19 protein-coding genes are annotated in these 22,531 nt (G+C 74.6%); 10 read left to right on the forward strand and 9 right to left on the reverse strand.

All coding sequences use genetic code 11. The features are described 5' to 3' along the window. Positions 1–2: 2 nt before the first annotated feature. Positions 3–596, forward strand: a complete 594-nt coding sequence (locus ABZ806_RS26625; RefSeq protein ID WP_500220118.1) for a nucleotidyltransferase family protein — start codon at positions 3–5, stop codon at positions 594–596. On the opposite strand, the gene ABZ806_RS26630 is transcribed toward ABZ806_RS26625, so the two are convergent. After that, positions 574–1,044, reverse strand: coding sequence for a MarR family winged helix-turn-helix transcriptional regulator (locus ABZ806_RS26630; protein WP_500220119.1), 471 nt, complete (start codon positions 1,042–1,044; stop codon positions 574–576). The genes ABZ806_RS26625 and ABZ806_RS26630 overlap by 23 nt on opposite strands. A gap of 73 nt (positions 1,045–1,117) precedes the next feature. On the opposite strand from ABZ806_RS26630, the gene ABZ806_RS26635 reads away from it, so the two are divergent. Next, a complete protein-coding gene (locus tag ABZ806_RS26635) occupies positions 1,118–1,966 on the forward strand; it encodes a nitroreductase/quinone reductase family protein (RefSeq protein ID WP_500220120.1) in 849 nt (282 codons plus the stop codon). Here the strand turns inward: ABZ806_RS26635 and ABZ806_RS26640 are convergent. The 5 genes from ABZ806_RS26640 to ABZ806_RS26660 form a co-directional block, all read right to left on the reverse strand. After that, positions 1,963–3,183 (reverse strand): DUF6986 family protein, encoded by a 1,221-nt coding sequence (locus tag ABZ806_RS26640; RefSeq protein WP_500220121.1) that lies wholly within the window; start codon positions 3,181–3,183, stop codon positions 1,963–1,965. The genes ABZ806_RS26635 and ABZ806_RS26640 overlap by 4 nt on opposite strands. 55 nt (positions 3,184–3,238) lie before the next feature. Then, positions 3,239–4,147, reverse strand: coding sequence for an aldose 1-epimerase family protein (locus tag ABZ806_RS26645; RefSeq protein ID WP_500220122.1), 909 nt, complete (start codon positions 4,145–4,147; stop codon positions 3,239–3,241). Positions 4,148–4,176: 29 nt separating this feature from the next. Then, positions 4,177–5,583, reverse strand: a complete 1,407-nt coding sequence (locus ABZ806_RS26650; protein WP_500220123.1) for a YlbE family protein — start codon at positions 5,581–5,583, stop codon at positions 4,177–4,179. Continuing rightward, positions 5,580–7,019 carry an AllF/FdrA family protein gene (locus ABZ806_RS26655; RefSeq protein ID WP_500220124.1) on the reverse strand — a complete coding sequence of 480 codons (1,440 nt, stop codon included), beginning with the start codon at positions 7,017–7,019 and terminating at the stop codon, positions 5,580–5,582. Before ABZ806_RS26655 ends, ABZ806_RS26650 begins: the two co-directional genes overlap by 4 nt. A gap of 155 nt (positions 7,020–7,174) precedes the next feature. Continuing rightward, on the reverse strand, positions 7,175–8,140 hold the full coding sequence (locus ABZ806_RS26660; protein ID WP_500220125.1) for an oxamate carbamoyltransferase subunit AllH family protein: 966 nt from the start codon (positions 8,138–8,140) through the stop codon (positions 7,175–7,177). 213 nt (positions 8,141–8,353) lie between these two features. Between ABZ806_RS26660 and ABZ806_RS26665 the strand changes: the two genes are divergently transcribed. From ABZ806_RS26665 to cutA, 5 genes are all read left to right on the forward strand, one after another. Continuing rightward, complete coding sequence (locus ABZ806_RS26665) at positions 8,354–10,099, forward strand: PucR family transcriptional regulator (RefSeq protein WP_500220126.1); 1,746 nt, start codon at positions 8,354–8,356, stop codon at positions 10,097–10,099. Positions 10,100–10,237: 138 nt separating this feature from the next. Then, positions 10,238–11,689 (forward strand): uracil-xanthine permease family protein, encoded by a 1,452-nt coding sequence (locus ABZ806_RS26670; RefSeq protein ID WP_500220127.1) that lies wholly within the window; start codon positions 10,238–10,240, stop codon positions 11,687–11,689. 3 nt (positions 11,690–11,692) lie between these two features. After that, positions 11,693–12,556 carry an FAD binding domain-containing protein gene (locus tag ABZ806_RS26675; protein ID WP_500220128.1) on the forward strand — a complete coding sequence of 288 codons (864 nt, stop codon included), beginning with the start codon at positions 11,693–11,695 and terminating at the stop codon, positions 12,554–12,556. Further along, on the forward strand, positions 12,556–13,041 hold the full coding sequence (locus ABZ806_RS26680) for a (2Fe-2S)-binding protein (RefSeq protein ID WP_500220129.1): 486 nt from the start codon (positions 12,556–12,558) through the stop codon (positions 13,039–13,041). Before ABZ806_RS26675 ends, ABZ806_RS26680 begins: the two co-directional genes overlap by 1 nt. Then, positions 13,042–15,486 carry an aerobic carbon-monoxide dehydrogenase large subunit gene (cutA, locus tag ABZ806_RS26685; protein ID WP_500220130.1) on the forward strand — a complete coding sequence of 815 codons (2,445 nt, stop codon included), beginning with the start codon at positions 13,042–13,044 and terminating at the stop codon, positions 15,484–15,486. Positions 15,487–15,601: 115 nt separating this feature from the next. Here cutA and ABZ806_RS26690 read toward each other — a convergent pair whose 3' ends face one another. Then, the gene (locus ABZ806_RS26690; RefSeq protein WP_500220131.1) at positions 15,602–16,444 is read right to left on the reverse strand and encodes a polysaccharide deacetylase family protein; all 843 of its coding nucleotides are present in this window, start codon (positions 16,442–16,444) and stop codon (positions 15,602–15,604) included. Positions 16,445–16,668: 224 nt separating this feature from the next. On the opposite strand from ABZ806_RS26690, the gene ABZ806_RS26695 reads away from it, so the two are divergent. Next, positions 16,669–17,328, forward strand: coding sequence for an SRPBCC family protein (locus tag ABZ806_RS26695; RefSeq protein WP_500220132.1), 660 nt, complete (start codon positions 16,669–16,671; stop codon positions 17,326–17,328). A 1-nt stretch (position 17,329) separates the two neighbouring features. On the opposite strand, the gene ABZ806_RS26700 is transcribed toward ABZ806_RS26695, so the two are convergent. Further along, complete coding sequence (locus ABZ806_RS26700) at positions 17,330–17,947, reverse strand: Pr6Pr family membrane protein (protein WP_500220133.1); 618 nt, start codon at positions 17,945–17,947, stop codon at positions 17,330–17,332. Between the two features lie 143 nt (positions 17,948–18,090). Next, a complete protein-coding gene (locus tag ABZ806_RS26705; protein WP_500220134.1) occupies positions 18,091–18,465 on the reverse strand; it encodes an FKBP-type peptidyl-prolyl cis-trans isomerase in 375 nt (124 codons plus the stop codon). Positions 18,466–18,610: 145 nt separating this feature from the next. Between ABZ806_RS26705 and ABZ806_RS26710 the strand changes: the two genes are divergently transcribed. After that, positions 18,611–20,650, forward strand: coding sequence for a hydantoinase/oxoprolinase family protein (locus ABZ806_RS26710; protein WP_500220135.1), 2,040 nt, complete (start codon positions 18,611–18,613; stop codon positions 20,648–20,650). Next, positions 20,647–22,497, forward strand: coding sequence for a hydantoinase B/oxoprolinase family protein (locus ABZ806_RS26715; RefSeq protein WP_500220136.1), 1,851 nt, complete (start codon positions 20,647–20,649; stop codon positions 22,495–22,497). Before ABZ806_RS26710 ends, ABZ806_RS26715 begins: the two co-directional genes overlap by 4 nt. Positions 22,498–22,531: the final 34 nt, after the last annotated feature.

The following is a 22,531-nucleotide window of genomic DNA, read 5'->3' on the forward strand; positions in this document are numbered from 1 at the left end:
GGATGACGTTGCACGGTGCGCTGTCCCCGGCCGGCCTGCTGCTCGCGGCGGGCGAGGGCCGCCGGCTCGGCCGTCCGAAGGCGACCCTGGAGCTGGACGGCGAACGCCTCGTCGACCGGGGCGTCGCGACCCTGCGGGACGGCGGCTGCTCGCCGGTCCTGGTGGTGGCGGGCGCCGCGCAGCTCGAGGTCATCGGCGCCGTCGTCGTCCCGAACCCCGGCTGGCGGGAGGGCATGGGCTCCTCCCTGCGCGCCGGCCTGGCCGCGCTGCCGCCCGCCTGCCCCGCCGTGGTCGTCGCCCTGGTCGACCAGCCCCTCGTCACCCCGGCCGCCGTCGCGCGCCTGGTCGCCGCCTACGACGAGGGCGCGCGGATCGCCGTCGCCACCTACGGGGGAGCGCGCCGCAACCCCGTCCTGCTGCGCGCCGAGCACTTCGCGGGCGTCGCCGAGGCCGCGACCGGCGACCAGGGCGCCCGCGGCTACCTGCGCGCCCACACCGACCTGATCACCCCGGTGCCGTGCGACGACGTCGCCGCGCCCGACGACATCGACACCCCCGGCGACCTGGACGCCTTCAACCGCCGCGAGCGGCACTGACCGCCCGCTCGTAGGCGAGCAGCGTGTCGATGAACATCGTGCGCTGATCCGGTGCGAGGGGTTCCAGGGCGGCGCGCCAGGCGCCCGCGCCCTGGCCGAGCCAGCCGTTGATCGCGGGCAGGTGCGCGCCGGCGACGCTGACGATCGTGCGGCGCCGGTCGCCGGGGTCCTCGCGGCGTTCGAGGATGCCCTGCCGGCTGAGGTCGCCGACCATCAGGCTGACCGTGGCGGGCGCGACCTCCAGCCGCCCGGCCAGCGTGTTCACGCTCATCGGCCCGTCGAACAGCAGGTAGGCCAGCAGCGACAGGTGTCGTGGCGCGAGGTCGAAGGACGCCAGCTCGGCCGGCACCCTGATCTTCTTGGCGGCGGAGACCAGCCGCGGCATCAGCAGCAGCATCGTCCGGACGGCGTCGTCGACGTCCGGCCCGGCGCTCTCTTCGGTTGACATTGCCTCTGTTTCCAAAATAGCTTTGCTTTCAAAGCAAATAATCCGATCGGCTCCAGGATAGGAGACGGCTCCGATGAGCGACGGGAACCGGCAGGTCATCGAGGAGTTCCGGGCGAACGGCGGCCGGGTCGGCGGCCCCTTCGAGGGCGCGGACCTGCTGCTGCTCACCAGCACCGGCAGGAAGTCCGGCGCACCGCACACCACACCGCTCGGCTCCATGGCGGACGGCGACCGGCTGCTCGTGTTCGCGTCCAACGCGGGCGGGCCGAAGCACCCGGCGTGGTACCACAACGTCCGCGCCGACCCCCGCGTCACCGTCGAGGCCGGCACCGAGACCTTCGACGGCGTCGCGATCCCCGTGGAAGGCGAGGAACGCGACCGGCTGTACGCGCTGCGCGGCGAACTCGTCCCCGCGTTCGCCGAGTACCAGCGGCAGACCGAGCGCGTCATCCCGGTCGTCGCCGTCCACCGGGCCGGACGCGCCGCGGGCACCCAGCTCGCTCGGATCCACCACGACCTGCGGGCACGGCTCGCGGATCTCCGCGCCGACGTCGACGCCCTCCACAACGGGACCCGCGGCGTCCCCGGACTGGCCCGGCAACTCCGCGAGCACTGCGTCTCCGTCTGCGGCGTCCTCGGCGAGCACCACGACAACGAGGAGGGACGCGCCTTCCCCCGCCTGGAGGCCCAGTTCCCCGGCCTCGCCCCGGTCATCGGCCGGCTGCGCCGCGAGCACGCCGCCGTCACCGGCAACAGGCGCAGGCTCCAGGCCGTGCTGGACGACGCCGGCTCCCGCGAGCCGGACGCCGTCCGCGCCGGACTCGACCGGATGACCGCCGAACTCGACGCGCACTTCGCCTACGAGGAGGAGCAGCTCGGCGCCGTCCTCGACGTGGTCGTCCCGCTCTGGCGGAAGGGCTAGGACGCGGGCAGGACGCTCTCGTCCAGGGCGCCGCAGTCGACCGCGCGGCGGAGCCGGGCCGTGAGCGCCGTGATGGTGGCGGGCTCGTCCAGGAAGCCGCTCGCGTCGCCCGCCGCCTGCTCGTGCCACGCCCGGACCCGCCCGATGACCTCGTCGACGCCGGTCAGGTGGAACGCGTACACGGCCGCGTACCGGCTCGGCAGGTGCGCCGGGTGCAGGTCCCAGCCCTGGTAGAAGCCGTGGGCGAGGGAGTGCCGGACGTGGGCCGCGTGCACCGCCCACGCCGCGTTGACCTCGTCGGGGCCGTCGTTGCGCGGGATCACGTTGGTGGAGCCGTCCGACAGCCGCACGCCGGTCCCGGCGAGCGACACCTGCATGAGGTGCCGGGCGAAGTCGCACGCCGGATGGTCGAGGCGCTGCTCGTGCGGCGGCAGCCCCAGCGCGGCGGTGTAGTCGAACACGCCGAAGTGGGCGGCGGTGACGCGGCCCTGCGCGGCGTCCACGAGCGGGCCGAGGCCGGTCCGCTGCTCCGCGTGGTCGATGAGCGACTGCGGCGTCTCGACCTGGATCTCGAACCGCAGGATGCCCTGCGGCAGCCCGAGCGCGGTCTCCAGCCGGTCCAGGAACTCGGTGAACAGCCGGACGTGCTCGACCGTCACCACCTTCGGGAAGGTGATCGTGAACCCGCCCGGCAGCCGCCCGAGCCGGTCGCGGAGCGCGGTCAGGAACCCGTCGAGGGTCCGCATCGCGCGCTCGTGCCCGCCGTCGGCGAACGACTTCACCCGCACCCCCCAGTAGTGCGGGAGGCCCTTCACCTGGTAGGCGGCGGCGACGGCCTCGACGACCTGCTCGACGTGCGCGTCCTCCTCGGAGTCGGCGCGCACGCCGTAGCCGTCCTCGAAGTCGATCCGGACGTCCTCGACCGGCTCGTTCGCGAGCTTCGCCGCGACCCGCGCGCGCACCGGCTCGGCCAGCTCCGGGTCGAGCCCGAACGCGGCGCCGAACGACCCGGCGCCCGGCGTGTGGGTGTTCAGCAGCCGCAGCGCCTCGGCCCCGAACTCGGCGGGCGTCGAGCGGGAGAACCGGTCGGCGGGCACGTACACGGTGTGCACCGGCTGCCGGCCCTCCGCGCCGCCGGGGAAGCGCTCGCCGTGCGCGTCACGGGCGGCGGCGATGCGCGCGGACAGGTCGTCGAACGAGGACACACTGAGGTTCACCCGGCAATGATCCCCCAAGGGCCGCCCATCGGGGAACCGGTCGGGCGGGACCGGATCAGGCGCCCGCGACGATGCCCCACGTGCCGGTGAACTCGGCGCCGGGTTCCAGGTGGACGAGGCCCTCGCCGGAGACGAAGGCGTTCGGCGGGCAGGTCATCGGCTCGACGCCCAGGCCCTCGCGCGGGACGGGGGTGCTGTCGGCGGTGTAGATCTCCATCCACGGGTGCGCCTCGTCCGCCCAGAGCCGGACCGTCCGGTCGCCGCCGGACAGGATCACCCAGACGCGGCCGTCGCCGTCGCGGTTCAGGTCGGCGAACGCGTTGTCGATCTGCCGGTCGCTGAGCAGCGGGCCCGTGCGCAGGTCGTACTTGGTGCCCGTGACGTCCTCGGACGGCCCGGACGGGACCATCCGGTCGTTCACCGGGACGTACCTGTCGGCGAGCAGGTGGACCGTGCAGGCGTCGATGGGCTCGCCGACCGTCAGGTACGGGTGCGCGCCATGGCCGTAGGGGGCGGTGTTCGACCCGGGGTTGCGGACGGTCATCCGCACCCGCAGGCCCTCGGACGCGTCGAGGGAGTACTCGGCCTCCAGGTCGAGGCGGAACGGGTAGCCGCCCGTCGCGAGCAGGCGGTGGGTGAGCCGCACCCGGTCCGGCCGGTGCTCGGCGGCCTTCCACGACGCCCACCGAACGAGGCCGTGGATCGCGCAGTCGCGGGCCGGCTCGGACACGTCCAGCTGGTGCTCGGCGCCGCCGTAGCTGTAGCGGCCGCGGTCGACGCGGTTCGGCCACGGGACCAGCAGGTGCCCGAACGCGGCGGGGGCGGGCTCGTCGGCGCCGTGCGACAGCACCAGCGGCCGGCCCTCGTGGGTCAGCTCGCGCAGGCTCGCGCCCGACTCGGTGACGACGGCCTGGTACGGCCCGGCGCTGAGGGCGTACTGCTCCCCGGTGATCGACTCGCTCATGTCCGGGACGCTACCCCCTGGCGGGACCCCTACGCGATCTCCGCGAGGGCGTGCAGGGCGTCGGTGAACACGTTCGACGGCGGTTCGACGAGGCCGGCGCCGACCTGGCCGGTGCCCGCCTCCCGGCCCGCGATCCCGGTGTCGATGACGGGCAGGATCCCGGTGCGGACGACGCGGGTCACGTCGACGCCGACCGGGGTGCCGCGGAACGACAGCAGCGGGATCTGCAGGGACGGGTGCTCGGCGAGGGTGATCTCGTACATGCGCTGCGTCGCGGCGACCGCGTCCGGCACCTCGCCGCCGACGAACCGGACGATCGCGGGCGCGGCGGCGAGCGCGAACCCGCCCGTCCCCGCCGTCTCGGTGATCGCCGAGTCGCCGATGTCGGGGTTGGCGTCGCCGGGGCCGTAGTCGCCCAGGTAGAGGCCGTCCGGGACGCCGGCGGGCCCGGTGAACCAGCGGTCGCCCGTGCCCGACACCTGGATGCCGAAGTCGGTGCCGTTGCGGGCCATCGCCACGACCAGGCTGGACCCGGGGACGTCCCGGGCCGCGTCCGCGCACGCCTTCGCCGCCGCCATGCCCGCGTTCAGGAAGAAGTGGTCGTTGCCCGCCGCGAACCGCAGCGCCTCGGCGGCCTGGTCGCGGGGGACGTCCTCGGCGGCGGCCAGGTCGGGGGCCAGTTCGCGCAGCAGCAGCGACGTCGCGGCCCGGTTCCGGTTGTGCAGCTCGTCGCCCATCTGCAGCGCCTGCGCGATGACCGACATCAGGTCGAGCGGCCCGTGCCGCCGGACCGCCGCCCGCAGCGCCGGGCCGAGCACCTCGCCCATCCACGTCAGCCGCTCGATCACCTCCGGCCCGTACGCCCCGTAGCGCAACACCTTCCCGAGCCCCTCGTTGAGGGAGCAGTACGCGGTCCCGCCGTGCTCGGCGTCCTCGACCACGAACATCCACATGGACGGGCTGACGACGCCCGCCATCGGCCCGACGGTCGCGTGGTGGTGGCACGGCTCCAGCACCGCCGACCCGCGCTCCAGCGCGTGCCGGGCGCCGAGCGGCGTCTCCGCCAGCCCCTCCAGGAGCATCGCGCCGATGAGCGCGCCCCGCATCGGGCCGGACGCGCGGTCCCACTCCAGCGGCGGGCCCGCGTGCAGGAACGTCCCCGGCTCCAGGCCGAGGACGTCCCGCGCCGGGCGCACGTCCACCAGGTGGGGGCGGGCCGTCAGCATGCGCTGGACGGCGCGGGCGTTGGCGCCGGCGTGGCCGGGATCGCCGAGGACCGCCGCGAGCGCCGCCTCCGTCCCGGCCGGCGGCGGCCGCCAGTCGACGGCTTCGACCGGGACGGCCTGGTCGGCGAGGGCCCCGGCCAGCACGTCCACGCCGGCGGTGACCACCCTGGGCTCGCGGGACAGCAGTCCGCCCAGCCGCTGCTCGGTCATGCCGGAGCCCCTTCCACCATCCGCAGGGCGTGCCGGGTCGCCTGCGCGTTGGAGCCGAACACGTCGGCGCCCGCCTCGCACAGCGCCGCCGCCTGCCGGTCGCGGTCCTGCGGGTCGCCCGGCGTCCCGCACAGCGACACGGCGATGGCCAGGTCCGGGCGGTCCCGCGCCGCGTCCGCGACGGCCGGGGCCAGCGCGGCGGCCGGGTCGGGCTCGGCACCGTGGCCGAGCACCACGTCCAGCAGCAGGACGCCGCAGCCCGGATCGGCGGCCTCCGCCCGCAGCGCCTCCAGCCGCAGCGTCGGGTCGATCATCGGGTGCGGGCGGCCCCGCGTGTAGGCGTCGTCGCCGAAGTCGGTGAACCGGTGGCCGCGCGCCGCCAGGTCCCAGCCGAGCGCGTCCCGCGCGATCATCTCCGCCTCGTCCCGCAGCGTGCCGCCCGCGAACAGCCCGCGCAGCGCCCGCCCCGGCACCGTGGCCGGACGCCGCGCCGCCGTCCAGCGCGGCCATTCGGGGACGGTCCGCCCGAGCGCCGTGAGCACCTTCTCCGCGGCCCGCGTCAGGTCGTCCTCGCCGGGCATCGGCAGCGCGAACACGACCGGGGTGTCCAGCCGCCGCGCCGCCTCCCGGATCAGGTCGAGCACCTGCGGCGCGGGCGGTTTCGACACCAGCACGATCAGCTCGGTGCCCGGGTCGGCGTCCAGCGCCGCCAGCGCGGACAGCGCCGACCGGCCGCTCACCTCGGGCGACAGGTCGCGCCCGCCGACGCCCAGCACGTGGCTCACCCCGGCGCCCGCCGCGTCGAGCAGGCACATCAGCTGCTGCGCGCCCGTCCCGGACGCCGCGACGATGCCGACCGGCCCCGGCCGGACCGCGTTCGCGAACCCGAGGCCCGCGCCGCCGACCACCGCCGTCCCGCAGTCCGGGCCCATCACGATCAGGCCGCGCCGCGCCGCCGCCTCCTTCAGCGCGATCTCCTGGCCGAGCGGCACGTTGTCGCTGAAGACCATCACGTTGAGGCCGGCGTCCAGCGCGTCCATCGCCTCGGGGAACACGTGCGGGCCCGGCACCGACAGCAGCGCGACGGTCGCGTCCGCCCGCGCCGCCGCCGACCGGGTCGTGCGCGGCGGCTCCGGCGCGCCGAGCAGGCCGCCGCCGGCCGGCGGGCGGGACGCGTCGCGCAGCAGCCCGTCGAGGGCTTCGCGCGCCTCGTCGAGCCCGCCGCCGTCCACCCGGATCGCCACGACGAGGTCGTCGGGGCCAGCGCCGTCCGGGACGCCGAACCCCATCCGCGCGAACATCTCGCGGTTCAGCTCGGTGGCCATCGCCACCATCGCCCCCGCGACGCCGGACCGCTCCGCCAGCTGCCGGCTGACCCGCATGAGCGTGACCGAATCGTGGTAGCCCCCCCGCCGAACCTCGACCCAATCGCTCATGCGTGCCTCCTGTGGGGGGCGACCCTCCACAGGCCCCGGTTCGCTGCGCTCATGCGTGCCTCCTGTGGGGGGCGACCCCCCACACCCCCCGGTTCGCTGCGCTCATGCGTGCCTCCTGTGGGGGGCGACCCCCCACACCCCCCGGTTCGCTGCGCTCATGCGGTCGCCTTCCCGGCATGGCGGGGGGCGGCGGTCAGGGCGAGGGCGGCGCGGCAGCCGGTGAGGACGCCGTGCGCGAGGTCGGTGCCCGAGGTGTGCCCGACCGACAGCAGCCGCCGGACGGCGCCCTGCCCCGTCCGGCCGGGCGGTTCGCAGCCCGCGACGAAGCGCAGCACGGCCGCGACCTCGGCGCCCGCGCCGCCCGCCGCCGCGCAGTGCAGCAGCGTCGCGGCGAGCGCCGTCGTGCGGGTGCCGGCGTCGGCGGTCACGGCGGCGCCGAGCCAGTCCGCCAGCCGCACCGCCGCCTCGCCGTGCCGGACGGCGCCGCCGATCAGCCGCAGCGACACCAGCAGGCCGCACAGGATGTCGTCGCCAGACGGCGTCAGCCCCGGCCCGAGGCCCACGATCCGCTCGGCCGCCTCCACGGCGCCCGCGAGGTCGCCGGCCGCGCAGGCCGCGGCGAGACCGCCCGGGTCCGGGTGCCCGGCCAGGCCGCCGCCCGCCGGTCCGGCGGCGGTGAGCGCGCCGGCCGCGGCCAGCTCGTCCTCCAGCGCGCGGACGCCGCGGGCCAGCGCCGCCGGCGCCATCCCGCCGAGCGCGGGGGACGGGTCCCACCAGCGGCGGACGCGCACGGCCAGCCCGTCCGCCTCCACCCGCCCCTCGCCGACGCAGGCGTCCCCGCCCTCCCGGACCGGCCGGAACGGGTGCTCGCGGCGCGTCGCCACGACCACCACCGCGTTGGGCAGCCGCCCGGCGTCGGAGGTGACGACGGCGAGCACGCGCGGCTCGGGGCCGCCGCGCATCTCCAGGTACACCGCCGACGGGAACACCGCGATGACCCGGGCCGCGCGGCGCGGCGGGTCCAGCAGCGGCCGCAGCGCGAGGCTCGCGGCCCCGGCGGCGGGCGGCCGCCGCCCCGGCCCGGCCGGGAGCGGGATCGGGTCGCGGACGAGGGCAGTCACGGATCCTCCCGGGGCCGGTGTCGGTGGCCGCCCGCGGCGCGCGGAAGGCCCGGCCTCCGCGACGACGGTAGAACGGGCCCCGCACCGGACGTATGGAGAAAGCTGCCAAGGATGGTTGTCATCGTTCGTCTTTGTTGTCATTTTTGATCAGGAACCGGTAGCGATCACATGGTCACGGACGATGTACGCACCAAAAGCGAGGTGACCCCTGGCATGAGCTACACCACTGCGGACCCGGGCCCACCGGCCCTCCGGCTCGCGAGTACCGGAACACTGACCTACGGCCTGTCGGTCGGGGAGGTCCTCGGCGTCAGCACCCTGAACGGCGCCCGCCTCATCGCCGGCCGGGCCGGACTCGAGCGCGTCGTCCAGCGGCTGAACGTGATGGAGGTCCCCGACATCCTGTCGTGGGTCAAACCGAACGAGCTGCTCCTCACCACCGGCTACCCCCTGCGCAACACCCCCCAGTCCCTCGACAACCTGGTCGCCGACCTCGACGAGCGCGGCCTCGCCGCCCTCGCCATCAAGCTCGGCCGCTACCTGGACGCCCTGCCCGCCGAGATGATCGCGCAGGCGGACCGGCGCGGCTTCCCGCTGATCCTGCTCCCCAACGACGTCGGCTTCGACGACATCCTGAACCAGGTCCTCACCGACATCCTGAACCGGCAGGCGGCCGTCCTCGCCCGCACCGAGGAGGTGCACCGGGCGCTCGTGCAGATCGTGCTGTGCGGCGGCGGCCTCCAGGAGGTCGTGGACGAGGTCGCGACCCTGCTGGACGTCGCCGTCGTGGTGCTGGACGGCGAGCAGCGCGTGCTCGCCGGCGCCGGGCCGGCCGAGCACGTCCAGGCGATGCGCGCGTTCGACGCGGGCCGGCACGCGGCCTGCGGGCGCGGCGGCTGCGGCATCATCGGCGCGCACGGCACCGGCGACCACCTGGTCGTGCCGGTGATGGCGGGCGGCTTCGACCACGGCCGGATCGTCGCGTTCAGCCCCGCCGGCGCGCTGCGCGGCACCGACCTCGGCATCCTGGAGCGCGCCGCGACCGTCGCCGCGCTCGTGGTGACCAAGCAGCAGGCCGTCGCGGCGGTGGAGAGCAAGTACCGCGCCGACTTCCTGCGCGACATCCTCGCCGGGCGCGCCGGCGGCGACGACCGCGTCGTCGCGCACTGCGGCGGGTTCGGCTGGGACCTGGACCGCCCGATGATGGTGGTCGTCGCCGAACTGGACGGCCGCCCGCGCGGCGAGGGCCCCGACGCCAAGGGCCGCGCGAAGGGCGCCGAGCCCGACGGGCGGGGCCGCGGCGCGGAGGAGCGGACCGCGCAGGAGCGGCTCGCCGCGGCGTGGACGACGGCCGTCCGCCGGCACGACCGGGGCGCGGCGGTCGCGAGCTTCGCGCACGAGGTCGTCGCGGTCGTCGGCACCGACGGCGACGACCCCGCCGAGTGGGCGGCCGGGCCGGTGCAGGCGATGATGAAGGAGGCGTCGTCGATCTTCGCCGAGCACCTGCCGGTGCGGCGGACGTTCTCCACCGGCATCAGCCGGACGGTGGCGTCCCCGGCGGCGCTGCCCGAGGCGTACGAGCAGGCGGTGAAGGCCGTCCGGGTCGGCCGCCAGCTCAACGGCGCGGGCGCGCGCGCCCACTTCGACCAGCTCGGCGTGTACCGGCTGCTCAGCCTGGTGTCGGATCCGGGGGAGCTGCACGCGTTCGTCCGGGAGACGCTCGGCGACCTCGCCGCCGACGACGAGCCGGAACTGGTCGACCTGCGCCGCACCCTGCAGGTGCTGCTGGAGACCAACCTCAACGTCGCCGAGACGGCCCGCCGGCTGCACTTCCACTACAACACGCTCCGCTACCGCATCGGGAAACTGGAACGGATGCTCGGAGCCTTCACGGAGGACGCGCATCTGCGGCTCAACCTCACCCTCGCCCTGCACGTACTGCGCATGCGCGGTATCTGAGCGTAGTGCACGACGGCTCGCACCGGCCGGTGCTCCCAATCGGCGCGGCGGGGTTTGGCAGATGTCGCCGATGCCCGCCTGCCAGGGTAGATCTACCTTGCCCGCATGAACGCGGTCGGCTGAGCAGGAGGCACCCCTATGGCGATCGGCTGGAAGCTGCACGGTGACGGGCGGACGCCGCCGCCGGGGGAGGTCGTCCGTCCGGACGAGCGGCTGTCGTGGCCGCGCACCGCCGGGATCGGCGCACAGCACGTGGTGGCGATGTTCGGCGCGACGTTCGTGTTCCCGATCGTCATGGGCCTGGACCCGAACCTGGCGATCATGATGTCCGGGGTCGCGACGGTCCTGTTCCTGCTGATCGTCGGCGGCCGGGTGCCGAGCTACCTCGGCACCAGCGCGTCGTTCGTCGGCGCCGTCGCGGCGATCCGCGCGGCGGGCGGCGACAGCGCGACCGTGACCGGCGCGATCCTCGTCTCCGGCGCCGTGCTGGCGCTGATCGGCGTGCTCATCCACTTCGCCGGGGCCGAGGTCATCCACCGGGTGTTCCCGCCCGTGGTGACCGGCGCGGTGGTCATGCTCATCGGGTTCAACCTCGCGCCCGTCGTCGCGACCGTCTACTGGCCGCAGGACCAGTGGATCGCGCTCGCCACGCTCGGCTTCGCCGTGTTCTGCGCGGTGCTGCTGCGCGGGTTCTGGGCGCGCATCACGATCCTGCTGGCGCTGGTCTTCGGCTTCGTCCTCTCGTGGATCCTCGACAACACCGCGGGCCAGATCACGTCAGTCCTTCCCGGTCAGAACCTGCTGGACGGCGCCGGCAAGGCGTGCACGGCGGAGGGCGCGTACTGCGTCGCCACGGCGTTCCCCCACGACCGGGTCGACTTCGCGGGCGTCAAGGCCGCCGACTGGTTCGGGTTCCCCAGCCTGCACGCGCCCGACTTCAAGACCTCGGCGATCCTGCTGGCGCTCCCGGCGGTCATCGCGCTGATCGCGGAGAACACCGGGCACGTCAAGGCCGTGTCGGCGATGACCGGCGAGGACCTGAACCCCTACCTCGGCCGCGCCATCACCGCCGACGGCATCGGCACCACCCTCGCCAGCGCGGTCGGCGGCTCGCCCACCACCACCTACGCCGAGAACATCGGCGTCATGGCCGCCACCCGGATCTACTCGACCGCCGCCTACTACGTCGCCGCGATCGTCGCGATCCTGTTCGGCCTGTGCCCGAAGTTCGGCGCGCTCGTCGCCGCGACCCCGGGCGGCGTGCTCGGCGGCATCACCGTCGTCCTCTACGGGATGATCGGGCTGCTCGGCGCGAAGATCTGGATCGAGAACCGGGTGGACTTCGCCGACCCGGTCAACCTCGTCCCGGTGGCCGCGGCGATCATCCTCGCGATCGGGAACGTGACGCTCCAGATCACCGACGACTTCCCGCTGCAGGGCATCGCGCTCGGCACCATCGCCGTCCTGCTCGGCTACCACGTCCTGAACGTCCTGCGCAGACCGGAGGACTACGGCGGCGGCGTCATCGCGCCCGCGGAGGAGGAGATCGGCGGGCCGGTCCGCCCGGCCCCGAACACGGACGCGGGCTGACGCGTGAAGCCGCCACCGTTCGGCTACCACGCCCCCGGCACGGTCGGCGAGGCCCTCGACGCGCTCGCCGCCGCGCCGGGCGGCAAGGTCCTCGCGGGCGGGCAGAGCCTCATCCCGCTGCTGAACATGCGGCTCGCCGCGCCGTCCGACCTGGTCGACATCAACCGGATCGCGGAACTGGACACGCTGCACATCGGGGACGAGGGCGTGCGGGTGGGCGCGCTCGCCCGGCACGCGCGGGCGGAGCGCTCGGCGCAGGCGGCGGCCGTCCAGCCGCTGCTGCGGCAGGCGCTGCGGCACGTCGCGCACCCCGTCATCCGGAACCGGGGCACGGTCGTCGGCAGCCTCGCGCACGCCGACCCCGCCGCCGAACTGCCCGCCGTGCTGGCCGTCCTCGGCGGGACGGTCGAGGCCGCGTCGGCGCGGGGGCGCCGCACGATCCCGGCCGCCGCGTTCTTCACCGGGCCCCTCGAATCGGCGCTGGCGCCCGGTGAACTGGCCGTCTCCGCGTTCTTCCCGGCGGCTCCGCCCCGCACCGGCACCGCGTTCACCGAGACGGCCCGGCGGCACGGCGACTACGCGCTCGCCGGGGTCGCCGCCGTCGTCACCCTCGACGAGGACCTGCGGGTGTCGGCGGCCCGCGCCGGGTACCTGGGCATCGCCGCGACGCCGCTCGTGCTCGACCTGGCCGGCGCGGCCGGCCCGGACGGCGACTGGGCCGCCGCCGCCGCGCACGTCCGCGAGCGGATCGACCCCGAACCCGACATCCACGCGGGCGTCGCCTACCGGCGGCACCTGACCGGCGTGCTCACCGAGCGCGCGCTGCGGGCGGCGGCCGCCGAGGCGCTGCGGAAGGCGGAGGACTGATGGAGGAGAGCTTCGAGGTCGCGCTGAACGTCAACGGGACGCACCGCGCGGCCCGCGTCCCCGCCAGGCGGCTGCTGTCGGACCTGCTCCGGCACGACCTCGGGCTCACCGGCACGCACGTCGGCTGCGAGCACGGCGTCTGCGGCTGCTGCACCGTCCTGCTGGACGGGGAGCCGGTGCGCTCCTGCCTGATGCTCGCCGTCACCGCCGCCGACCGCGAGATCACCACCGTGGAGGGGCTCGCCGCCGAGGACGGGACGCCGTCGCCGGTGCAGCGCGCGTTCCGCGAATGCCACGGCCTGCAGTGCGGGTTCTGCACGCCCGGCTTCCTCTGCACGGTCACCGCACTGCTGCGGGAGACGCCGCACCCGACCGGCGACCAGGTCCTGGAGGGGATCTCCGGGAACCTGTGCCGCTGCACCGGGTACCAGAACATCGTCAAGTCGGTGCACCGCGCCGCCGACCTGCTCGCCGAGGAGTCGTAGATGGGCACGCGCGTCTTCGGAGAACGGGTCGAGCGGCGCGAGGACGCGCGGCTGATCACCGGCCGGGGCCGCTACCTCGACGACCTCGGGCAGGGCGCGCTCGCCGCGGCGTTCGTCCGGTCCCCGCACGCGCACGCCCGGATCGCCGACATCGACGTGTCCGGGGCGCTCGACGTGGACGGCCTCGTCGCCATCTACACCCACGAGGACCTTCCCGGGCGGATCGGGGAGCCGCTGCCGCTGCTCATCCCGCACCCCGCGCTGACGCACGGCCGCACCGGGTACCCGCTGGCCCGCGACGTCGTCCGGCATGTCGGCGAGCCCGTCGCGATGGTCGTCGCCCGCGACCGCTACCTGGCCGAGGACGCCGCCGAGCGCATCCGCGTCGAGTACGAGCCGCTGCCCGCCGTCGTCGGCATCGAGGCGGCGACGCGCGCGGACCGCCTCGTCCACGACGACGTGCCCGGCAACGTCGGGGCCGTCCTCGTCCAGGAGAACGGGGACGCGCGCGCCGCCATCGAGGCGGCGCCGCACGTGCTGGAGTTCGGCCTGTCCATCGAGCGCAGCGCGTCCATGCCGCTGGAGGGGCGCGGCGTCTACGCGCGGTGGGACGCCGACGACGGGTCGCTGCGGGTGTACTCGTCCACGCAGGCGTCCACCAGCGTGCGCGCCGCGATCGCCGCGCGGCTCGGGCTGCCGAACGGCAAGGTCGAGGTGATCGCGCCGGACGTCGGCGGCGGGTTCGGCGTGAAGATCGTCCACCCGTGGCCGGAGGAGATCCTCGTCCCGTGGGCGGCGCGGCTGCTGGACCGCGAGATCAAGTGGACCGAGGACCGCCGCGAGCACTTCGTGTCCGCCGCCCACGAGCGCGGCCAGCTCCAGGACGTGCGGGTCGGGTTCGACGGCGACGGCCGCGTCCTCGGCCTCGACGTCCGGATCCGGCACGACCACGGCGCCTACACCCCGTACGGGATCATCATCCCGATCGTCACGTCCACCCAGCTCCTCGGCCCCTACAAGATCGGCGCGTACCGGGCGGAGGTGACGAGCCTCTACACCAACACGCTCATAGTCACCCCGTACCGGGGCGCGGGCCGCCCGCAGGGCGTCTTCTGCATGGAGCGGACGATGGACCGCATCGCCCGCCACCTCGGCCTCGACCGCGCCGAAGTGCGCGCCGCGAACTTCATCCAGCCGGACGAGTTCCCCTACGACCAGGGCCTCACCTTCCAGGACGGCCGCCCCCTCATCTACGACTCGGGCGACTACCCGGAGCTGCTCGGCAAGGCGAGGGAGCTGATCGGCTGGGACGGGTTCGAGGCCGAGCGCGCCGCCGCGGCGTCCCGGGGCCGCCGCATCGGCATCGGCCTCGGCGTCTACGTCGAGGGCACCGGAGTCGGCCCGTACGAGGGCGGGCACGTCGAGATCGACACCGCCGGGCGCGTGCACGTGTCCACCGGCCTGACCTCGCAGGGCCAGGGCCACGAGACGGTGTTCGCGCAGATCGCCGCCGCCGAGCTCGGCGTCCCGATCGAGGACGTCCACGTCACGACCGGCGACACCCGGCGGTTCGGGTACGCGGTCGGGACGTTCGCGTCCCGCGCGGCGGTGATGAGCGGCAACGCGATCGCGCTGGCCAGCCGGAAGGTCCGGGCGAAGGCGCTGCGCATCGCCGGCGAGGCCCTGGAGGCCGACCCGGACGACCTGGACATCACCGGCGGCGTCGTCCACGTGCGCGGCGACCGGTCGGCGGCCGTCCCGCTGCGGACGGTCGCGGTCCTGTCGAACCCGCTGCGGTACGCCTTCGACGAGGAGGCCGCGGCGGCGACGCAGTTCGCCGTGGGCGGCCCGGTGACCGAGCCGCCGGTCGCCTCCGGCGACGAGCCGGGCCTGGAGGGTCGCGACTACTACTCGCCCGTCCGGTCGACGTTCGCCGCCGGCGCGCACGCCGCGATCGTCGAGGTCGACCCGGACACCGCCGAGATCGCGATCCTCCGCTACGCCGTCGTCCACGACTGCGGGCGGCTCATCAACCCGATGGTCGTCGAGGGGCAGATCCACGGCGGCGTCGCGCAGGGCGTCGGCGGCGCCCTGTACGAGCGGATGGTCTACGACGAGTCGGGCCAGCTGCTCAACGCGTCGTTCATGGACTTCCTCATGCCGTACGCGACGGAGATCCCGCACATCGAGACCGACCATCTGGAGACGCCGTCGCCGCTGAACCCGCTCGGCATCAAGGGCGCGGGGGAGGCGGGCGTCATCCCGGTGTCGGCGGTGATCGCCTCGGCCGTGGAGGACGCGGAGGGCGTCCGCGTCGACGCGATGCCGCTCTCCCCGGACGCGCTCTACACGCTCCGGGAGCGGGCCGCGGACGACCCGTCACTGCGCATCCGGGGGGACGCCCGCACCGCCCGGGGGGACCGGCCGGAGGCCCGGAAGGTCTGATGCTGGCGGGGTCGGCTCGGGTTGCGGGGGACCTCAACCCCGCCAGCGAGTTGACCCTAGTCGAGCCCTGCCCCGGCCCTCGGTGTAACCGGGATTCCTCCGGGAAGGTCGGGAATCAGCCGTGCGCGGGGGTGTCGGGGACGTTCCCGCCGAGCGACTTCGGCAGGTAGTTCTCCACCGCCGCGGGCCGGAACCCGGCCTGCCTGATCCAGCCGAGGATCATCTTGAACTCCCCGGCGAGCCCCTTGCGGTAGTGCATCAGGACGATGTCGCCGGGCTTGAACCCCTTGCCGCCGTCGCCGCGCGCGAACCCGTTGAACCCGACGCCCGGACCGGACGTGCCGTTGTAGAACTCCGCCGACCACAGCAGCACCGACTTGATGCCGCACTCCTTGGCGACCCGCAGGGTCGTCTCGTTGTAGCTGCCGAACGGCGGGCGGAAGATCTCGGGCCGACGGCCGTACTGGGTCTGGATGGCGTCCGACGCCCCGCAGATCTGCTTCTTCTGCGCCTCGGCGCCGAGCGTCGCCATGTTGGGGTGGTCGATGGTGTGGTTCTCCATCGGCGAGCCCGCGTTGCGCATCGCCCAGAAGTACTGCCCCTGGCCCTTGATGTAGGTGGAGGTCAGGAACGTCAGGATCGGGACCTTCTCCTTGCGGACCAGGTCCACGAACTCGGAGTCGTAGGTGTAGCCGTCGTCGATCGTGAGGAAGACGACGCGGTCCTGGGTCTCGATGCGGCTGATGACCGCGGGCAGGCCGTTGGCGGACGGCTTCGGCATCGTCCAGGAGCCGGGCTTGGGCGTCGGCCACTGCTGGTCGCCGAGCACCGAGGCGAGCTGCGTCCGCGTCGACGGGCCCGAGTCGCCGGCCTGCGCCGTCACGACGGGCCAGCCGCCCGCCGCCGCGCCGAGCACTCCGGCGGCGACCATGGCGATCCAGGGGGTCTTCCCTCGCATGGGCCGCGTACTCCGTTCCGGGTGGGGGTTTCAGTCGGGGGTTCCCGTGGGGGGTTCCGCATCGGTTGACGCGCGGGCGGCGCCCGCGGTTCGCACACGACCGGAACCTCCGGACATATCTGATCATTCGAACGGGGTCTCCGGGGCGCATCTGCCCAAACCTCGGCGTGTACTCGGCAGATGTTGCCGTTCGGCGCGGCGGCGGCGTTCTCTACAGTCGGGTCATGCAGCTGAACGGCAGTGCCGGCGTCGCCGCGCCGCTCGACCGCGTCTGGGACGCGCTCCAGGACCCGGCCGTCCTCGCCAGGACGATCCCGGGGTGCCGCTCCCTGGAGGAGACGGGGCCGGGCGCCTACCGCATGACGGTCACCGCGGGCGTCGCCTCGATCCAGGGCACCTACGTGGGGCGGGTGGAACTCGCCGAACCCGACCCGCCGCGCTCGTTCGTGCTGAAGGCGAGCGGGCAGGGCGCGCCGGGCACGGTCGACGCGACCGTCCGCGTCCGGCTGTCGGACGGCGGCGGCGCGACCCGCATCGACTACGACGCCGAGGCGGTCGTCGGCGGCATGGTCGGCGGGGTCGGGCAGCGGATGCTGGGCAGCGTCGCCAAGCGCACCGCGGGCGAGTTCTTCGCCGCCGTCGAACGCGACCTGTGCGCCCCCGCACCGGCACCGGCACCGGCGTCCGCACCGGCCGCCGGGCGCGCCCCGGCCGAGACCCCGGCGGGCGGCGGCGCGGTCTACCCGGGACGCGCCGCCCCGGCACCGGGCCGCCCGTCCGCGGCGTGGCCGATGGTGGCGGCGTTCGCCACCGGCGGCGCGGTCGCGCTCGCCGGCGTCGCCCTCGGCCACCTGCTCGGCCGCCGCCCCCGCCGGCCCCGCTGAGTCACGTCCGCGCCTCCCGCAGCACCGCCGCGGGGAGGCGCCGCCGGTACAGGTCGGCCCAGCCGATCAGCAGCGCCGCCAGCGCCGCGAACATCGCCGCGATGAGGGACGTGCACGACGTGAACAGGCCGTACCCGTAGCGCGCCGCGTCCAGGAACGGGTACGGGTACCAGGACGTGACGCCACCGTAGGCCAGCGTGTAGCCGAGGTAGGCGAGCGGGAAGGCGAGCCAGCCGAGCAGCGTCCGCCAGACGCGCAGCGGGTGCGCCGTCGCGAACAGCAGCCAGTCGAGCGGGACGGCGACGGGCATGATCCGGTGCTGCGCCCAGTCCGCCCAGCCGCCGACCGCGCCGCCCATCAGCAGCGCGTACACCGCGCCGGTGACCGCCAGGTAGAGGGCGGCGGCGCCGCGCAGCCAGTCGACCGCGCGCCGCCCGTGCAGGCCGGGGACGGCGCCGGCGAGGAGCGCGGCGGCGCCGATGAGGTTGCTGAGGGTCGTGAAGTAGCTGAGGAAGTCGACGGCGCCGAGCGACGGCCGGGCCCGGTACCCCGCGGCGACGGCCGCCAGCGCGAACAGCGCGAGCCCGGCCCGCCACACGGACTTCGGGGCACGGCTCACGCCGCGCGCCTCCGGGACGCCGCGGAATCGATCATGCAGCCCTGACTACCGGACGGACCGGCCCCGGACACGGCTGCGGCGGGCACCCGGGCCGATTTTCACCCCCGGATTGCCCGCCGTTGTGCTCGGTGAGCCGGGCCGGGTCAGCCGACCCCGACCAGGTCGACGACGAAGATGAGCGTCTCGCCCGGCTTGATCGCCGGGCTCGGGCTGCGGTCGCCGTAGGCGAGGTGCGGCGGGATGACGAGCTTGCGGCGCCCGCCGACCTTCATGCCGGCGATGCCCATGTCCCAGCCCTTGATGACGCGGCCGGCGCCGAGCTGGAAGTCCAGCGTGGAGCCGCGGTTCCAGGACGCGTCGAACTCCTCGCCGGTGGACCACGACACGCCCACGTAGTGCATCGACACGTTCGAGCCCTTGGCGGCCTCGGCGCCGTCGCCCTTGGTGATGTCGGTGATGTCGAGGTGCTCGGGCGGCTGTCCCTCGGGGAAGTCGATCTCGGGGCGTTCAAGCGCCATGAAAGGGCTCCAGCTAGGTCGTCGTGATGGGGCGTCCGATGGAAAGGGACCAGCCTAGCCGTACGCGGCTTCACGAAAGAACGACCCGCCCGTTGGCAGATTGCGACGGTTTCGCAGGTGGGCGCCGTCCGGTAGACCCTTGCGTATGGCGAGGCGGCTGCGGATCGGGATCGACACGGGCGGGACGTTCACCGACGTTGTCGCGCTGGACGAGCACGGCGCGCTCGTCACCACCAAGACACCGTCGACTCCCGCCGACCCCGCGGAGGGCTTCGCGGACGGCGTCGGCAAGGTGCTCGGCCTGCTCGGCGCGGCACCGGAGGACGTCGCGGCGCTGTCGCACGGCACGACCGTCGCGACGAACCGGCTCCTCGAGGACCGGGTCGAGGACCTCGGGTTCATCACGACCGAGGGGTTCGGGCCGATCCTGGAGATCGCGCGGCAGAGCGTCCCGGACGGCTACGGCAACAGCTACTTCTGGGTGAAGCCGCCGCGGATCGTCCCCGTGCACCGGGTGCGGACGGTCGGCGGCCGGCTCGACTGCACCGGCGCCGAGATCCGCCCGTTCGACGAGGCGTCGGCGGTCGCGGCGGCGCGCTGGTTCCGCGCGCGGGGCGTCCTCGCGATCGGCGTGTGCCTCCTGCACTCCTACGCCGACCCGGCGCACGAACTGGCGATGCGCGAGGTGCTGCGCCGCGAGCATCCGGACGCCGTCGTCTCGCTGTCGTGCGAGGTGCTGCGCGAGTACCGCGAGTACGAGCGGTCGGTGACGACGCTCGTGGACGCCGCCGTGAAACCCGCCATGAACGGCTACCTGGCGCGCATCGCCGAGCGGGTCGCGTCCCCGCTGCTGGTGATGAAGAGCAACGGCGGCGTCCTGTCGGCGGACGAGGTCGCGCGGCAGCCGATCACGACCGTGCTGTCGGGTCCGGCGGCGGGCGCGCTCGGCGCGGCGTTCGTCGTCTCGCACAGCGGCCGCGGCTCCGTGGTGACCCTCGACGGCGGCGGGACGTCCACGGACGTCGCGGTCGTCCTGGACGGCGAGCCGACGCTGACGACCGAGGGCTCGGTCGGCCGCCACCCCGTCAAGATCCCGATGATCGACATCGTGACGGTCGGCGCGGGCGGCGGCTCGGTCGCGTGGCGGTCGCCGGAGGGCGCGCTGAAGGTCGGCCCGCGCAGCGCCGGCGCCGACCCGGGCCCGCTCTGCTACGGGCGCGGCGGCACCGAGGCCACGGTGACCGACGCGCACGCCGTCCTCGGCCGGATCCCGCCGCACCTGCTCGGCGGCGAGGTGCCCCTGCACGTGGACGCCGCCCGGCGCGGCCTCGCCGCGCTGGCCGGGGACCTCGGCCTGCCGCTCGAGCGGGCGGCCGCCGGGATCCTGGAGATCTCCGCGTGGAACCAGGCCAACGCGATCCGGCGGATCACGGTGAAGCGGGGCCTGGACGTCCGCGACTACCCGCTGATCGCGTTCGGCGGCTCGGGGCCGCTGCTGGCCTGCCGGCTGCTCGACGTCCTCGGGCTGCCCGCCGCCGTCGTCCCGGAGAACCCGGGCAACCTGTCGGCGTTCGGCCTGCTCACGGTGGACGTGAAGAACGACCACGTCCGGACGCGGGTCGTCCGCGACGCCGAACTGGACCCGGCCCTCCTGGACGCCGTCTACGCGGACCTGGAGGCCGAGGCCGCCGAGGCCCTGGCCCGCGAAGGGTTCCCCGCCGGCCACCGCCGCTTCGCCCGCTCCGCCGACCTGCGCTACTACGGCCAGGCGTTCGAGGTGCGGGTGCCCGCGCCCGCCGGGCCGCCGGACGAGGCGTTCCGCGCCGAGGCCGTCCGCCGGTTCCACGACGCCCACGAAGCCCTCTACGGGTACTGCTACCGGGACGATCCGCGCCATCCGGTCGAGTGGGTGAACCTGCGCGTCTCCGGCATCGGCCCGATCGACCGCCCGCGCCTGGCCGAACGCCCACCGGGCGACGGCGACCCGTCCCGCGCCCGCACGGGCACCCGCCCGGTCTACTTCGACGCCTGGGCGGACACGGCGATCTACCGGCGCGAGAAGCTCGCCCCCGGCGACACCGTCGAGGGCCCGGCGGTCATCGAGGAGTTCGGCTCGACGCTCCCGCTCCACCCCGGCTTCACCGCGCGGCTCGACGGCTACGGAAACCTGGTGGTGACGCGATGACCGGTGGTGACGCGATGATCGACCCGATCCTGCTGGAGATCGTCGAGGGGACCCTCGCGTCCGTGGAGCGCGAGGTCGAGACGGCCATCGCCCGCACGGCCCGCTCCCCGATGATCCGGGACGCGCACGACTTCCGCGCCGGCATCCACGACCGCCGCCTCCGCAAGCTCACCGGCCGCTCCTACTCCGCGCTCGTCCAGCCGGTCGCGCGCGACTTCCCGGTGGACACGATGCGTCCCGGCGACGTGTTCTTCCACAACGACGTGTACCTGTCGGAAGGCGGTATCGGCCACCTTCCCGACCTGTGCGTCACGGTCCCGGTGTTCCACCGCGAGGAGGTGGTCGCGTTCGTCCAGGCGTTCGGCCACCACGACGACATCGGCGGCGCCGTCCCCGGCTCCATGCCGAGCCACGCCCGCAGCGCGTTCGAGGAGGGCCTGATGGTCCCCCCGATCAAACTCTGGGACCGGGGCGTCCCGAACGAGGCCGCGCTGACGATCATGACGCGCAACTCCCGGATGCCCGACTCCCTCGCGGGCGACCTCGACGCCGAATGCTCCGCCTGCCTGATGGGCGCCCGCCGCCTCGGCGACCTGTTCGCCCGCTACGGCCGCGCCGACGTCGAGGCGTGCTTCGACGCGATCATCGACCGCACCACCGAGACGTTCCGCCGCGAGCTGCTCGCCAAGATCCCCGACGGCACCTTCGTGTGGGAGGACTACGCCGAGCACGACGGCGTCGACCCGCCCCGCCTGCACGCCCAGCGCATCGCCCTCACCGTCGACAAGTCGGCGGCCGTCCCCCTGACCATCGACTTCGCCGGCACGTCCCCCCAGGCCAAGGGCCCCATCAACCACGCCGGCGACTACTCAGGCGGCGTTTTCCTGAAGAAGTGGCTGGCCCCCGTCCTGCGCAACCTGGCCGACACCCCGGAACGCGCCGCCGAACTGGACGTGAACGAGGGCGTCGTCCCCCTCATCGAGATGCGCTTCCCGGAGAAGGGCACCCTCCTCACCCCGGTCTTCCCGGCCCCGACCAACGCCCGGACGTTCGTGATCCTGCGGCTCCTGGGCGTCCTGGCGGGCGTCCTGGCCAAGGCCACCGGCGGCCGGATGCCCGCCGACCAGGAGACGATCCGCTACACCGGCGTCTACGGCGAGGACGACCGGGGCCCGTACCTGATGCGCGAGGTGCTCGGCGGCGGCTCGGGCGGCCGCTACTACGCCGACGGCGAGGACACCATCCACGTCGTCCCCGACTCCCGCAACATCCCCGCCGAGTTCGCCGAGGCCCGCTGGCCGTTCATCGTCGAACGCCTCGGCCTCGCCGTGGACTCCGGCGGCCCGGGGGAGTACCGGGGCGGCCTCGGCTACGACAAGCACATCCGCATGCTCCGCGACGCCCGCTACATGTCGATCGCCGACCGCTCGATCCTGTCCTGCTGGGGCGTCAACGGCGGCCGGGCGGGGAGCCCCTTCCGCGTGGACATCGACGGTGAGGAGATGGACGGCCTGGTGGACGACCACCCGGTCAAGGCGGGCCAGACCATCCGCATCCGCACCACGGGCGGCGGCGGCTGGGGCGACCCCCTGAACCGCGACCCGTCCCGCGTGGCCGCCGACGTCCGAGACGGCAAGGTCTCCCCGGAAGGCGCCCGCGACGACTACGGCGTAGTCCTCGCACACGAGGCCGTGGACGAGAAGGCGACGACGACCCTGCGAGCACGCCTGCGCGCCGAACGCGGCCCCGTCCCCTTCTTCGACCGAGGCCCCGGCTACCCCGAACTCTCCGGCGGCCGCCCGTCCGCCGACCTCGACACCCTCGAACACCCCCCGAACCCCCCGTAATCGACGCACGACCCGTGACCCGGACGGGGTGCGG

It is taken from the genome of Spirillospora sp. NPDC047418, assembly GCF_040643275.1.
GTDB lineage: Bacteria > Actinomycetota > Actinomycetes > Streptosporangiales > Streptosporangiaceae > Spirillospora.

Bases quoted from the DNA above. Each gene is read 5' to 3' on its own strand.
- ABZ806_RS26625 (WP_500220118.1), top strand. From the start codon at position 3: ATGACGTTGCACGGTGCGCTGTCCCCGGCCGGCCTGCTGCTCGCGGCG.
- ABZ806_RS26710 (WP_500220135.1), top strand. From the start codon at position 18,611: ATGGCGAGGCGGCTGCGGATCGGGATCGACACGGGCGGGACGTTCACC.
- ABZ806_RS26680 (WP_500220129.1), top strand. From the start codon at position 12,556: ATGGAGGAGAGCTTCGAGGTCGCGCTGAACGTCAACGGGACGCACCGC.
- ABZ806_RS26665 (WP_500220126.1), top strand. From the start codon at position 8,354: ATGAGCTACACCACTGCGGACCCGGGCCCACCGGCCCTCCGGCTCGCG.
- ABZ806_RS26715 (WP_500220136.1), top strand. From the start codon at position 20,647: ATGACCGGTGGTGACGCGATGATCGACCCGATCCTGCTGGAGATCGTC.
- ABZ806_RS26670 (WP_500220127.1), top strand. From the start codon at position 10,238: ATGGCGATCGGCTGGAAGCTGCACGGTGACGGGCGGACGCCGCCGCCG.
- ABZ806_RS26635 (WP_500220120.1), top strand. From the start codon at position 1,118: ATGAGCGACGGGAACCGGCAGGTCATCGAGGAGTTCCGGGCGAACGGC.
- cutA (WP_500220130.1), top strand. From the start codon at position 13,042: ATGGGCACGCGCGTCTTCGGAGAACGGGTCGAGCGGCGCGAGGACGCG.
- ABZ806_RS26695 (WP_500220132.1), top strand. From the start codon at position 16,669: ATGCAGCTGAACGGCAGTGCCGGCGTCGCCGCGCCGCTCGACCGCGTC.
- ABZ806_RS26630 (WP_500220119.1), bottom strand. From the start codon at position 1,044: ATGTCAACCGAAGAGAGCGCCGGGCCGGACGTCGACGACGCCGTCCGG.
- ABZ806_RS26705 (WP_500220134.1), bottom strand. From the start codon at position 18,465: ATGGCGCTTGAACGCCCCGAGATCGACTTCCCCGAGGGACAGCCGCCC.
- ABZ806_RS26650 (WP_500220123.1), bottom strand. From the start codon at position 5,583: ATGACCGAGCAGCGGCTGGGCGGACTGCTGTCCCGCGAGCCCAGGGTG.
- ABZ806_RS26655 (WP_500220124.1), bottom strand. From the start codon at position 7,019: ATGAGCGATTGGGTCGAGGTTCGGCGGGGGGGCTACCACGATTCGGTC.
- ABZ806_RS26645 (WP_500220122.1), bottom strand. From the start codon at position 4,147: ATGAGCGAGTCGATCACCGGGGAGCAGTACGCCCTCAGCGCCGGGCCG.
- ABZ806_RS26690 (WP_500220131.1), bottom strand. From the start codon at position 16,444: ATGCGAGGGAAGACCCCCTGGATCGCCATGGTCGCCGCCGGAGTGCTC.